This window comes from Mammaliicoccus fleurettii (assembly GCF_003970575.1).
GTDB classification, from domain to species: domain Bacteria; phylum Bacillota; class Bacilli; order Staphylococcales; family Staphylococcaceae; genus Mammaliicoccus; species Mammaliicoccus fleurettii.
Genome location: NZ_RXWZ01000093.1, coordinates 1 through 12698, shown reverse-complemented (window position 1 = coordinate 12698; position 12698 = coordinate 1). Strand labels below are relative to the sequence as shown.

Annotated in this window: 7 protein-coding genes; 1 reads left to right on the top strand and 6 read right to left on the bottom strand. The window is 33.0% G+C overall.

Annotated features, from left to right (window positions below):
* Positions 1-118 precede the first annotated feature (118 nt).
* Positions 119-1771, bottom strand: a complete 1653-nt coding sequence (locus CD129_RS08015) for a Na/Pi cotransporter family protein (protein ID WP_115337035.1) — start codon at positions 1769-1771, stop codon at positions 119-121.
* A gap of 232 nt (positions 1772-2003) precedes the next feature.
* Here CD129_RS08015 and mbcS point away from each other — a divergent pair, with 232 nt between their 5' ends.
* Positions 2004-3584 (top strand): acyl-CoA synthetase MbcS, encoded by a 1581-nt coding sequence (gene mbcS, locus CD129_RS08010; protein WP_078357422.1) that lies wholly within the window; start codon positions 2004-2006, stop codon positions 3582-3584.
* A 343-nt stretch (positions 3585-3927) separates the two neighbouring features.
* On the opposite strand, the gene CD129_RS08005 is transcribed toward mbcS, so the two are convergent.
* The 5 genes from CD129_RS08005 to fadX all read right to left on the bottom strand — a co-directional run bounded on the left by CD129_RS08005 (position 3928) and on the right by fadX (position 11839).
* Entirely contained in the window at positions 3928-5115 is a 1188-nt protein-coding gene (locus CD129_RS08005; RefSeq protein ID WP_115337034.1) for a thiolase family protein, read from the bottom strand.
* Positions 5116-5146: 31 nt separating this feature from the next.
* Positions 5147-7405, bottom strand: a complete 2259-nt coding sequence (fadB, locus tag CD129_RS08000) for a 3-hydroxyacyl-CoA dehydrogenase/crotonase FadB (protein WP_115337033.1) — start codon at positions 7403-7405, stop codon at positions 5147-5149.
* Between the two features lie 54 nt (positions 7406-7459).
* Positions 7460-8665 carry an acyl-CoA dehydrogenase FadE gene (gene fadE / locus CD129_RS07995; RefSeq protein WP_078357425.1) on the bottom strand — a complete coding sequence of 402 codons (1206 nt, stop codon included), beginning with the start codon at positions 8663-8665 and terminating at the stop codon, positions 7460-7462.
* Between the two features lie 64 nt (positions 8666-8729).
* Positions 8730-10247, bottom strand: a complete 1518-nt coding sequence (gene fadD / locus CD129_RS07990) for a long-chain-fatty-acid--CoA ligase FadD (protein ID WP_115337032.1) — start codon at positions 10245-10247, stop codon at positions 8730-8732.
* 14 nt (positions 10248-10261) lie between these two features.
* Complete coding sequence (fadX, locus tag CD129_RS07985) at positions 10262-11839, bottom strand: fatty acid degradation protein FadX (RefSeq protein ID WP_115337031.1); 1578 nt, start codon at positions 11837-11839, stop codon at positions 10262-10264.
* Positions 11840-12698: the final 859 nt, after the last annotated feature.

The following is a 12698-nucleotide window of genomic DNA, read 5'->3' as shown; positions in this document are numbered from 1 at the left end:
GCTACTTATCTCCTATAGAATTCAGGAAATTAGCAGCCTAGAAAATAGTGTTTTTATTAAGTTCCCATTTTAGGGGTTCAGTGCCTAATTGTCCCAGCCCCTTATTTTGTATCTAATTTTATAATCTAACTTCTGATGTTTGGGTATATGTGTCTTCGCCTAAGTTAATCATAGACTCTGAAATATTTCTTGAGTGGTAACCAATTCTTTCAAGAATAGAAATCATATCTATATAAACGAGGCTGCCTTCTGGAGAACATTCTCCGGAACTTAATCGTTTTATGTGCTTTTTACGTAAATCGTGTTCTAATAAATATGAATCTTCACTTCTTTTAACGACTTCATCTTTTTTAATATAATCATAAACATCAAATACTTCGAATGTTTTTTCATATGATACTTTAACGTGATTATATAATTTATCAATACTTTGGTCTGCTTTATCTGATATATGAATATCTGATGATTGTTTTTTCTGAAGTTCATCTAAGTATGATTCTGTTAACGTTGATACTTTTAATATTGTTCTATTCACATCATATAAGACTGACAATCTTTCAGCATCTTTCGCAGATAATTTTTTCTCAGATAATTTATTTAAATACTGTCTAACATTATCGTACATGTTATCAACAGCTACATGTTTTTGTTTATGTTTTTTTAATGCTTTTTCATTTAAATTTCCAACATTATCTAGCATTGAAACTGTCATTTTACCAATGTTTTGAATTTCATTTTGTGCTTCTTGTAATGCAATACTTGGTGCTCTATTTATTAAATTATTATCTAAATATTTTGGTTTATATTTTTCATTTACATCTTCACCTGGAATAATTTTCGTAACAATCCAAGCTAATGCGAAAATAAATGGTAATTGAATTAACGTGTTCGTTATATTGAATGTACCATGTGCAAATGCGATAACCATTTTAGGGTTTAAGTTCAATGCATGATTGACCCACTGCATTGCTGCTTCGTAAAATGGTAATATTAATAAGAATATTGCAGCTCCGATGACATTAAACATAACATGTACGACTGCAACTCGTTTTGCAGCTATAGAACCAGCTAAACTTGCTAATATCGCTGTTATAGTTGTTCCAATATTATCTCCTAATAAAATCGGTAATGCACCATGTAATGATACTAAATCATTTGCATAGAATCCTTGTAAAATACCTATTGTTGCACTTGAACTTTGTATAATTAATGTTACAAACGTACCCGCTAATACGCCTAAAAATGGATTTGAAGACATATCCAACATAATTTGTTTAAATCCTTCTAGATCAGCTAATGGTTTCACTGCCCCACTCATTAATTCTAAACCATAGAATAATGAACCAAATCCAAAGAATACCATACCTATATTTTTAACTTTACGCTTTTGAACAAAGAATATTAAGAATGCACCTAATGCCAATATTGGTAAAGCATAATCACCAATATTAATACCGATTATAAAAGCTGTAACTGTTGTTCCGATGTTAGCACCCATAACAACACCAATAGCTTGTCTCATCGTCATAAATCCTGCACTAACTAGGCCTATAGTAATAACCGTTGTTCCCGAACTACTTTGTATTAGTATCGTAACAATCATACCTGCAAGCACACCCATTATTGGATTGCTCGTAAATCTATTTAATATACTTCTTAATCTATCTCCCGCTGCTGCTTGTAAGCCATCACCCATTTGCTTAATACCATATAGAAAAATACCTAAACCACCAATAAATGTAAAGATAATTTCTAAAGCCGACAGTTCCATAAGACACCTCTTTAAAGTTTTTGTAACCATTGTGAATATTAACCTATAATTGTAAATCTAGTGTAAAGATTTAATTAACTTTCCTTTAAGTTAACAAAAAATCGCTTACATTTGCAATATTTTTATGAAATATAAATAATTGGATACTCGTGTTTTCATATAGTTTCATTTATTCGTATTTATGATTATTCACTGATAAAATAAAATAATAATAAAAAATGAGGAGATTAACATGAAAAATTCAGACTTAATAGCACCAGAAACATACAACATTGTTAATGAAATCGAAAAACATACTGCCGACGAATCTAAAGAAGCGATTGTTTTTGAAGATGTTGAAGGCAAAGTTCAAACTATTACTTATTCAAAACTTATAAAAAATGCTAATAGAGTTGGAAACATATTTAAAGAACACGGTCTTAAAAAAGGCGATAAAGTGCTCATTCTAATGCCTCGTTCAATTAAAACATATGAAATATACATTGCAGCACTTAAACTTGGCATTATCATAATCCCAAGTTCTGAAATGTTACGTACGAAAGATTTGCAACATAGAATCACACACGGTGAAGTTAATGCTGTAGTCGTAATCGATCAATGCACAATTGAATTTGAAGGTATTAAAGAATTCAATCAATTAACAAAATTTGTTGTAGGATCTAAACAAGAAAATTGGATATCAATTGATGATGAAATACAAGAAGCTAGTGAAGAACTAGTTGTTGATGAAACAAAAAGAGATGATGTCGCAATTTTATCTTATACATCAGGTACAACAGGACTACCTAAAGCTGTTATCCATACACATGGTTGGGGTTATGCACACATACAAACTGCACCAAAACACTGGTTAAGTATTACTGAATCAGATACTGTTTGGGCAACTGCTGCACCTGGATGGCAAAAATGGATTTGGAGTCCTTTCTTATCAATTCTAGGTTCAGGTGCAAAAGCATTCGTATATAACGGTAAATTTAACGCAGCAAAATATTTAGACTTACTAGAAAAGCACCAAATAAACGCATTATGCTGTACACCAACAGAATATCGTTTAATGGCTAAGTTACCAAATTTATCTGACTATACATTAGAAAATCTTCACAGTGCTGTATCAGCAGGTGAACCATTAAATAAAGAAGTAATAGAACAATTCCAAAGTAACTTCAACATTAAAGTAAGAGATGGATATGGCCAAACTGAAAACACATTACTTATTGCATTTTTAAAAGATACAGAAAGTAGACCAGGAGCAATGGGTAAAGCAATACCTGGTAGTCACGTAGCAGTTATCGATGAAGACGGTGAACCTATAACAAATGGAAAAGTTGGCGACATAGCCGTTTCATTAGATTCACCATCATTATTCAAAGGATACTATAAAGATGAAGAACGTACGGAAAAATCAAAACGAGGTGACTATTATGTAACTGGAGACCGCGCTCAATTAGACGAAGACGGTTACTTCTGGTTCATGGGTAGAGAAGACGACATCATCATTAGTTCTGGATATACAATAGGACCGTTCGAAGTAGAAGATTCTTTAACTAAACACCCTAAAGTACAAGAATGTGCAGTTGTTGCAAGCCCAGATGAAATAAGAGGTAACATCGTAAAAGCATTCGTTATCTTGCAAAACGATATCACTGGCAATGACGAACTCGTAAAAGAATTACAAAGCTATGTCAAAAAAGATGTAGCACCATATAAATATCCAAGAGCAATCGAATTCGTAACTGAATTACCAAAAACTAACTCAGGCAAAATCAGACGAATAGAATTAAGAGAAGCCGAAAAACAAAAATATAATAAATAGTATCATAACGAAAATGATTAGAAGCTGAGATAATTAATTTGTCTCAGCTTCTTATTTTATGGCGTTAAATTTGGAAATGTCTTAGATTAACTTCCGAGTTAATCTACAACTTACCCTATCTCTTCGATTAACTCCTTAATTAATCTACAACTTATGCCATCTCTTCGATTAACTCCTTAATTAATCTACAACTCACCCCATCTCTTAGATTAACTTCTGAATTAATCTACAACTTACACCATCTCTTCGATTAACTTCCAAATTAATCTACAACTTACCCTTACAACTCAATTCCTCTAACTAAAAAAGCATTCGATTCAAAGAATCGAATGCTTTCTACTTATTATCTTACATATTCAAATATACCTGCTGCGCCCATTCCTACTCCGATACACATTGTAACCATACCGTATTTAGTGTCTGGTCGTTTACTCATTTCAGATAATAACTTACCTGTTAACATTGCACCGGTTGCACCGAGTGGATGTCCTAATGCTATTGCACCACCGTTAACGTTTGTTTTATTAATATCTAAACCTACTTCATTTATTGAAGCTACTGTTTGTGATGCAAATGCTTCGTTTAATTCTACTAAATCGATATCATCTACTGATAGGTTTGTTAATTCTAATACTTCTGGTATTGCATAAGCTGGTCCAATACCCATTAATTTAGGATCTACCCCTACTGCTTTGAACCCTACAAATTTAGCTATAGGCTTGATTCCTAGTTCTTTCACTTTGTCTCCAGACATCAATACTACAAAACCTGCACCGTCTGTAAGTGGTGCCGACGTACCTGCTGTTACTGTACCATCTGCTTTAAATACGGTTCTCAATTTAGATAAAGATTCTAAATTTGTATCAGGTCGTATTAATTCGTCTTGTTTAAATTCTTCTTTTGTTATAGATGGTCCATTTTTATCATAGCTCACTTTATGCACGTTTATAGGTATAATTTCATCTTCAAATTTCCCTGATTTTTGTGCTTCAGCTGCTCTTTTATGGCTTTCTACTGCATATTTGTCTTGTGCTTCTCTAGAAACTTTATATTCTTCAGCAACCATTTCTGCTGTTAATCCCATTGGGTATGAAACGCCAGTATCCGCTTCTTGCAACTCTGGACTATTTGTAGGTTCATTACCACCCATTGGTACTGCACTCATAAGCTCTACACCACCAGCTACGAGCACATCAGCTTGATCTGACATAATTTCATTTGCTGCAATTGCGATTGTTTGAAGTCCTGATGAACAATAACGATTGACCGTTTGACCTGGAACTTCATTTGGTAATCCAGCAAGCAACACAATTGAACGTGCGATATTTTGTCCTTGTAAACCTTCTGGAAAAGAATTTCCGACAATGACATCTTGAACCATGCTTGGATTAAATGAACCCCCAACTCTATTAAGTACTCCTTTTAATACTTGAGCTGCAACCTCATCAGGTCTTTCGTGAAATAATGCGCCACCTGGTTTAGCTTTCCCTGCAGCAGAGCGTCCGTATGCTACTATATATGCTTCTTGCATTGATATCCATCCTCTCTTATTCAGCTACTCATTAGTTACGTAAAGGTTTTCCTTTTTCTAGCATGTGCGAAATACGATCATAAGTTTTTTCGTTTTGTAATAGTGATAAGAAACCTTCTCTTTCAAGCTTTTGAATATATCTTTGATTGATATACGTATTACGTGGTAAATCGCCACCTGAAAGTATATGAGCTACTTTTAATGTGATTTCATAATCATAATCACTAATAAAGTGACCGATTCGTTGAGCATCTAATTGAGCTTGAGCTAACGCTTTGAAATCTCTACCTAATGCTGGATATTGAGCTTTAGGTTTAGGTACATAGTTTGTTTCAGATTCATAACGTGCTTTATTAAGTGCCACTTCAACACGTTTTTCTTTGTTGAAAATAATTGTATCAATGTCTCTTAAATAGCCATATTTCTTAGCTTCATATGCATTTGTAGAAACTTTAGCTAAACCTACATTCATAAGAACTTTAGAAATAGATTCTTGTTTATCATCATTTTTGTGATCAGTTCGTAATGTTCTGTCTACAAACTCAGCTAATCCTCCACCTGAAGGTAATAAGCCAACACCTGTTTCAACTAAACCAATATATGTTTCACTCGCTGCAACTATAAATGGTGAGTGTAATACAATTTCACAACCACCACCTAATGCTCTACCGTGTATAGCTGTTACGATAGGTTTAAGTGAATATTTCATTCTACCGAAACTTTCATGAAGTTTATCAATTGCAGGTCCAACAAGCTCTTCTACTTTTTTGCTTTCGTGCGCTTTTTTCATTAAGTATAAGTTTGCTCCTACACTAAAGTTGTTTCCATCAGCGTATATGACCATACTTGTATAATCTTCTTGTTCTAATAAATCGATAGACTCAATTAAATCACTTGCAAAGCCATCAGAGATAATATTATTTTTACTTTGTATTTTAAGTAATAATTGATCTTTATTGGCTACTGATAAATTAGAATCTTCTCTATTCCAAACTTCTCGGTCTACAAAAGCTGAAGTAGGTGTTACGCGTTCGATTGTTTCATCTTCCTTATAGAATGAACCGTTTTGTTGTTCAATCCATTCAGGTAATTCACCAAGTTCTTCTTTCATTCTTGTTTTAACGCGTTCAAATCCCATTAAGTCCCAAAGTTGGAACGGTCCTTTTTTCCAGTTGAATCCCCATACAAGTGCACGGTCTATATCTTTAAAGTCTGATGCAGCTTTAGGAACGTTAATCGCAGAATAATAGAAATTATTTCTTAATGTTTCCCATAAGAATTTACCTGCATCATCTTCAGCATTAAAGATTACATCTAAATTCGATTGTAAGTCTTTGCCGAATTTTGCTAGTATTTCAAATTTAGGTTGTTCAGGTTGAACATATTCATTTGAATCAATGTCATAAACTAGTCTCGTTTTTTTATCTTTTTTGTAGAAACCTTGTTTTGTTTTACGACCTAACGAACCATTTTTAATAAGTGTGTCTGCAATTTTTGTATCTTTAAAGTAAGGTTTTTCTTCTGGTACTTTTTGTAGACCACTTGTAACAGTAACCGCAATGTCTAAACCTACTAAATCTGACAAACCGTATGTTCCAGTACTAGGTCTACCAATTGCTCTTCCAGTTAAAGCATCTACTTCAGTAATTGAGAATCCTTGATCTTCACCACGATACATAATATCGTTCATCGTTTGAGTACCCACTCTATTTGCAACAAAGCCTGGCACATCGTTTGCAACTACTACACCTTTACCTAATACTTCTTCTGCAAATACTTGAGTTCTTTCAACTACTGCATCTGAAGTATTGCTATTAGGGATAACCTCTACTAATTTCATAATACGAGGCGGATTAAAGAAATGTAGTCCTAAAAATCGTTCTTTATCTTTTTTATCAAAAGCTTTAGAAATCGCTTCAATCGGAATACCTGAAGTATTTGTAGCAAATACTGCACTATCTTTTGCTACTTGAGTAACTTGTTTCCATACTTGATGCTTAATATCTAATTCTTCTTTCACCGCTTCAATATAAATATCTGCATCATCTTCACCAGTTAAATCATCTTGGAAATTGCCATAAGATAAATTTGATGCAAATTCTAAATCAAATAATAATGGTCTTTTAGCATCTGTTATTACGTCATATGCTTTTTTAGAAATTTTATTTGGATCTTTTTCATCTATTACTATATCTAATAATTTTACTTTTAAACCTGCGTTAACTAATAGTGCAGCAATTTGGCTACCCATAGTACCTGCACCTAGAACGGTTGCTTTATTTATCGTCATAAAAAGACCTCCAAATTAATTTATTCTGAGATTATATTGTGTCATTTAGTTAGACTAAATAAATGCAGAATCGCCAGTCAATGCACGTCCAATGACTAATGCATTAATTTCATGTGTTCCTTCATATGTGTAAATTGCTTCTGCATCTGAGAAGAATCTCGCAATGTCATATTCTGCTAATATTCCGTTACCACCAGTAATACCACGACCCATTGCGACTGATTCTCTTAATCTAAGGGAATTCATCATTTTGGCAGTTGAAGTGGCTACTTCATCGTATTCACCATGTTCTTGCATTCTTGCAAGTTGTGCACAAATTGCCATTGAGTGAGATAAATTACCTTGCATCATTGCTAATTTCTCTTGAATCAATTGATATTTACTAATTTCTTTACCGAACTGTTTACGCTCTGTTACATAATCAAGTGTTGCACGTAATGCACCTGCCATAGCTCCAGTTGCCATGTATGCTACGCCAGCACGTGTTGAATAAAGTATTCTTGCTATATCTTTAAAGCCATTAATATTTTGAAGTCTTTGGTCTTCTTCAACTTCTACATTCTCTAACTTAATAATAGTGTTCGGAATAATTCTTAATGCGATTTTATTCTCTATAACTTTAATATCTACACCTTTTTGTTCAGGTTTAACGATGAATCCTTTTGGTTTACCTGTTTCAACATCTACAGCATATAAAGGCATAACATCAGCTAAATTCGCACCGCCAATCCATTTCTTCTCACCATTTAAAATCCATTTATCACCTACACGTTTTGCTGTCGTTTCAAGGCCACCTGCTACATCCGATCCATGTTCTGGCTCTGTTAAAGCAAAGCATGTTCTTAATTCATGTGATTGTAACTTAGGAATATAGTATTCAATTTGTTCTTTACTACCACCGAACAAGAATGAATTATGACCTAACCCTTGATGTACACCTAATAATGTAACTAAAGATACGTCAAATCTAGCTACAACGTAAGATAAGAAAAATTGGAATAATTGACTCGTCGTTTTAGCACCTTCACGGCCTTCAAATAATAATGGATTTTGGAAATAGTTTAATTTCCCCATATCATCAAAGAAGTCTTCTGGTACAGTAGCGTTTACCCAATGTTCATTAATAGTTGGACGATATTTTTCTTCTAATAAATCATTAAGTTGTTTTAAAAATTTTACTTCACCTTCAGTTAAATCCTTTGAAATATTCAATATATCTTCTGGAAATAATTCTTTTAACATCTCTAATTTTGTTGGCATATCTATGACCTCCATATATTGTTAAAGCGCTTACATTATTATTTAAAAATTTTTCAGACTATGATCAGTCCTCTTTATTATTTAATTTTTTAGCTTTTCTCTTCATCATTTCTTTAACTTCTAATTTATTAGGTTTAGATGTCGCTGTTAAAGGCATCTTAGTAACTGATAAATACATTCTAGGAACTTTGTAACTCGCTAAATGCTCTCTCATATGTTTATCTAACTTTTCTTCAAAATCAGGATCCTTTTCAGTTAGCAATACTGCAGCTGAAACCGATTCTCCAAATTTCTCACTTTCAAATCCAACAACTACACATTGTGCAACAAGTGGATGATCTGAAAGTACTGTTTCTACTTCAGATGGTAGTACATTTTCTCCACCTGTAATAATTAATTCTTTACGACGCTCTACGATAAAGATATCGCCATCTTCGTCTATTCGCGCAAGATCTCCTGTTAAAAAGTAACCATCATGAAAATTCTTGTCAGTCTCTTCTTGTTTATGCCAATAACCTGGCGTTACCTGTTTACCTTTAATTGCTAATTCACCGATTTCTCCTACTTCTACATCATTAAACTTCTCATCAAATAATTTCAAATCAACGTACATTACTGCTTTACCAATACTCATAGGCTTTTTAAGAGAATTAGACGGTGTATTCAGTAATGCAAGCGGTGCTTCAGTTAATCCATAACCATTAATGATATTTAAACCCATGCTCTCAAATTTTTTCTGAACGCCTGGTAATGGTGCTGATCCACCTTGAACAAGAAAATCTATATTATCAAAATTTTTCAGATTAAAGTTCGGTGCAACTAACATCGCATAATACATAGTTGGTATAAGCGATAAGTAATTAGGTTTATATTCAGCCATTAAGTCATTAAGTTGTTCACCCTCAAAGTATCGATGTAATACAAGCGAACCACCAGACATTAACAACGGTAACACTAAATCATTAAGTCCAAATACATGGAACATTGGCAATGAAACAATTGATACGAAATCTGAATTGATTTTATAAGTAAGAACTGTATTAATTCCATTTGCAGTAAATGAATCATATGTGAACATGACACCTTTTGGCATACCAGTCGTACCACTTGTATACATCAATGAAGCTAACTCGTCACCTTCAACATCTACTGTATTGAAAGGTTTGTGATTCTTAGGGTTTACAACTTCATCATATTCTGGTGAATCGATATCCAAATGCAAATAGTCATCCGCAATACCTTCTAAACTACTTAAATGTCGATTGGCATAAAATATTAATTTAACACCAGAATCTTCTATTACACTTTCAATTTCCTTTGAATTAAGTCTCCAGTTCATCGGAAAGTATACTGCACCCATTTTAAATGAAGCGAATAATAAATCTAATAATGCGACATCATTTGGAGCGAATATACCAACAACGTCCCCTTTTTGAACCCCTTGTTCTTGAAGATGATTCGCTAAGTTCTCAGCACGAATATTCAACTCTTGATAACTCCACTTTGTACCTTTTAATGGATCGATAATTGCTGCCTTTTCCTCATCATAATGTGCTCTTGTTTTAATCCAATCGTAATTCATATTAAACTACCCCCTTATTTGTTTGAACCATTGCCTTTAATGTATTGATGTAATCCTCCCCAATTTTCTTGATAAATATTCTGATCTATCACTTTAAGTTCATCAGCAATGATTGGTTGAAATGCTAAGTTTGCTAGTATATCCCGTTCTAAATCTAACCCAGCAGCTATTTCAATCAATTTCAGTCCATCATCAGTTAATTGGAATACAGCACGTTCAGTTACATAATAAATCTCTTGCCCTAATTCTTTAGCATAAGATGCATTGAAGTCCATATTATGCACATTTTCAACAAACTTTTTCGAGTGTCCTTCTTGTTCAATAACTAATTCTTTATTATTGCAAGTAGCCTGACTTCCGACTACCATTGTTCCCGAGAATACAATTTTCTTAACAGTTTGACTTATGTCGATGAATCCCCCACAACCATTCATTCTATCGCCATATTTTGAAACATTGACATTGCCAAACTGATCAACTTCAGCAAAGCTCAAGTAAGCGATGTCTAAACCACCGTTATAAATAAAATCCCATGTCATTTCATGTCGCATTTTAGCATCTAAGTTGTAATTCAAACCAAAGTTTTGACCACTGCCAATCATGCCACCAAATACACCAGTATCTATATTCAGCTGTACAGAGTTTTCTACTTTTTCCTCAACTAATAAATTAGAAAGTTCGTTATTTATGCCAAAACCAATACTTACAACATTTCCTTCATTTAAAAATTGAGCAGCACGTCTTAATATCACTTTTCGAGTACTGAATTTATTAACTGGTTCAGGCATGCTGAGCACTTTGTACTCACCAGATATTGCCGGATTGTAATAATGTTGAATTGTTTGTCTATGAAGTTTCGGGTCATCATTTATAAATACATAATCCACAAGTTCTCCAGGTATAAATACTTCAGTTGGTTTAAAACTGCCATGTTGTACAATTTCTTTAACTTGGACAACCACTTTCCCACCATTTTGATGAGCAGCTAAAGCAACACCGTATCCTTCTCCTAGATGTGCTTCTTGGTGCATATAAATATTCCCCTCGTTATCAGCGTATGTACCACGAAGCAAAGCAACATCAACTTTAGGAAAATCATATTGTAAAAATTCTTCACCATTTATATCTAATAAAGAAACAATATCTTCCTTAGTCATTTCATTCACTTTTCCGCCAGAGTATCTTGGATCCACAGAAGTGTGTAACCCTATTTTAGAAATCATGTTTGGAAACTTATTTGATGAATTTCTATAGTGAGTAGCTAATAGACCTTGTGGAACGAAATATGCTTCTAAATCATTGTCTTTGATTGCCTCAATTGTTTTAGGCGAACCAATAATAATACTCATAATAAGACGTTTAACCATACCTCTACTAACAAAAGAATCTAGATCATATCCATCACCACGATAATCGCTTATATCATTAGCTAACATAAATGTTAAATCATCAATATTTCCAAATTTATCATGGGCATTAACAATATGTTTTAAAACATTAGCTGGTAAATTACTTACCGATAAAGCAGCAAGTACTATGACATCACCAGTTTTAACTATATCTTTTAAATCATCGAACGAAGCAATTTGCATACCATTATCCCCTATCTCTCATTATTACAATCAATCCATAAAAGACCTCCCCAACAAAATGTAAGCCCTTACATATACAAATATAACATAGTGTAAATATAAATTAAAAGTAAAAAGGTATACAACAATATCTTTTTAATAACTAAAAATAAATATTTACAACTAGCACTTAGTACCTCCTCACATACTGTAGATATAATATTTCAAAAAATAATCAAACCCACATGACAAGTGAATTTTTAACTATATAAGTAATGTTAAGGAAATATTTAACTATATTTATATAGTTTTATGAAGTACGCTTAGTTATTTATTACATATCTATTTATGACGATATACTAGATAATAAGGGGAAAATAGTATACTTTTATCAAAAAATTCAAAATAATAATATTTGATAAATTAAATATTATTATTCAATCTCTTCGATTAACTGCCGAGTTAATCTACAACTTACACTATCTCTTAGATTAACTTTCGAGTTAATCTACAACTTACACTATCTCTTAGATTAACTTTCGAGTTAATCTACAACTTACACTATCTCTTCGATTAACTAACGAGTTAATCTATAACTTACCTCATCTCTTCGATTAACTAACGAATTAATCTACAACTTTCCCTATCTCTTCGATTAACTACTGAGTTAATCTACAACTTTCCCTATCTCTTCGATTAACTAACGAGTTAATCTACAACTTACCTCATCTCTTAGATTAATTACCGAGTTAATCTACAACTTACCTCATCTCTTCGATTAACTAACGAATTAATCTACAACTTTCCTCATCTCTTAGATTAATTGCCGAGTTAATCTACAACTTTCCTCATCTCTTAGATTAATTGCCGAGTTAATCTA

Coding starts and splice junctions, on each gene's coding strand:
- CD129_RS08015 (WP_115337035.1), bottom strand. CDS start 1,771: ATGGAACTGTCGGCTTTAGAAATTATCTTTACATTTATTGGTGGTTTA.
- mbcS (WP_078357422.1), top strand. CDS start 2,004: ATGAAAAATTCAGACTTAATAGCACCAGAAACATACAACATTGTTAAT.
- CD129_RS08005 (WP_115337034.1), bottom strand. CDS start 5,115: ATGCAAGAAGCATATATAGTAGCATACGGACGCTCTGCTGCAGGGAAA.
- fadB (WP_115337033.1), bottom strand. CDS start 7,405: ATGACGATAAATAAAGCAACCGTTCTAGGTGCAGGTACTATGGGTAGC.
- fadE (WP_078357425.1), bottom strand. CDS start 8,665: ATGCCAACAAAATTAGAGATGTTAAAAGAATTATTTCCAGAAGATATA.
- fadD (WP_115337032.1), bottom strand. CDS start 10,247: ATGAATTACGATTGGATTAAAACAAGAGCACATTATGATGAGGAAAAG.
- fadX (WP_115337031.1), bottom strand. CDS start 11,839: ATGCAAATTGCTTCGTTCGATGATTTAAAAGATATAGTTAAAACTGGT.